The following is a 1,834-nucleotide window of genomic DNA, read 5'->3' on the forward strand; positions in this document are numbered from 1 at the left end:
AAGTCTCTCGGAATTCATCGTTCCGCATCAGCTCTGGCCTGACGGCCAGGGCCTTTATTCGTTTCACCCCCAAATAGCGGGTGCGAACAAACTTTCCTCTTGACATTTTGAAATCGCCCCAATAATCGCCGAGAAGGTATTTTCCTTGCCTATCTCTTAGAAAATTGGGTGATTGTAATGATGCATGTTTCCCGTTCTCATCAGGACTACCTCGCCTTTGTCAGCGAACTGTTACGAAAGGAGTACAACTCACCGGAAGCCCTGCTGTTTTTGCAGCGCTACTACAGCGACCTGATCTTCTGGATCACGGCGATCGATCTGTCCGCCGCCGCTTCCTTGTTGCGACCAACTTACTCCTCCAAGCCAAGAGGCCGCAAGCCTCACGATCCCGCCGACATGCTCCGCTGCTTGCTCCTGATGACCAAGCTCGAGCTGAGCGTTGACAAGGGAGTCGTCGCCATTCGCACGACGCCGGTTTATGCGATTCTCAGCGGCTTCAACCCTGGTGAATCGCCGGGTGTCGGGACATTCTACGACTTTTTCCACCGACTTTGGCGGGCATCCACTCCACATAAAACCGGGCGTGTCAAACGCCGCTTGAAGAAGCCGCGAAAGAAAGGCAAAAAGAACGAAAAACAAGCGCCCAAAAATCCCAAGACTACGGAAAAACTCGTCTCCCGCATCCTGCGCGAGGACAAGATCCATTACGCTCCCAAGGAGCACGACCTGCTGCAGCAGTTGTTTCAAACGCTGTTTGTCCTGCCTTCTGCGGCCAAAGGATTGCTTGGCGATACGAACGCTTTTCGTGTCATCGGCGACGGATCCCCGGTTGAAACCGGAGCGCGTTCTTTTGGCAAATTCCTTTGTGATTGCCGCAAGTCGGGGAACTGGAAATGTACCTGCAAACGGAAATTTTCAGATCCCGATGCTGACTGGGGCTGGGACAGCTACCGTGAAAAGTATTATTACGGACGCACGCTCTACATGTTTACCGCTGCGGATAGCAGCTACGATCTACCCGTGTATCCGCGATTGTTTCGCGCCAGCCAACACGATGCCGTATCGTGGATTTGCGGTTACCGCGAACTTCGCTACTGGTACGCGGATTGGAAGGTGGGAGAGGCGATCTTGGATTCCGCCCACGACGCCCTCCCGATCTATACCATGCTGGAGCATGATGATGTTTCCGCCATCATCGACCTGAATCTCAGACGCTCCGGGCAGTTGGTATATAACGAAATGAAGCTCACTACCGATGGCGTTCCCGTTTGCCCTATCGGACGCAAGATGGTCTGCTGGGGCAGGGACTCCGGGCGACCGCGCATCAAATGGCGCTGTCCCGCCAAAGTCGGAAAGTGGGAATGTCCCACACCCTGCTCGACTTCCGATTATGGAAGAACGTTTTACACATCCACGACGGATAACCCGCGCCTATTTCCGCGCATCCGCCGCGACAGCAAGGAATGGAGAAAACGTTACGCGCTGCGAACCAGTGTCGAGCGCTGCATCAAGCGCCAAAAGGTGGATTACAAATTAGAAACTTCGCACGGTCGCAGTTCACGTCACTGGAACCTTCGAGTCTATCTGATCGCCATGTGTCAGCACGCTGACGCTTGGCTCGAACAAGCAAAGAAACAAAAACAGTTGCCTGCCATTCAGCAATGGCTTTACGAATCGGTTGCCGCTTAAGCCCCAGTTTCAAAAAATGGAGATCCTTGGGCTTCTTTGGCATGCGCATTCATGAAAACCACTTTCACTTTCTGGAAATCGTTCATTTTTTGCGCTCATCCCCCTCGTTCGGACTCGAATCCCCCAATTTAATCCGAGCTTCTAT

General features: G+C 53.1%; 1 protein-coding gene. It reads left to right on the plus strand.

The annotated features are described in order from the left end of the window. Positions 1–177 precede the first annotated feature (177 nt). Entirely contained in the window at positions 178–1,689 is a 1,512-nt protein-coding gene (locus PVA01S_RS26280; protein ID WP_127610827.1) for a transposase, read from the plus strand. The last annotated feature ends 145 nt before the right edge of the window (positions 1,690–1,834 follow it).

This window comes from Paenibacillus validus NBRC 15382, from assembly GCF_004000985.1.
GTDB lineage: Bacteria > Bacillota > Bacilli > Paenibacillales > NBRC-103111 > Paenibacillus_G > Paenibacillus_G validus.

Coding starts and splice junctions, on each gene's coding strand:
- PVA01S_RS26280 (WP_127610827.1), top strand. CDS start 178: ATGATGCATGTTTCCCGTTCTCATCAGGACTACCTCGCCTTTGTCAGC.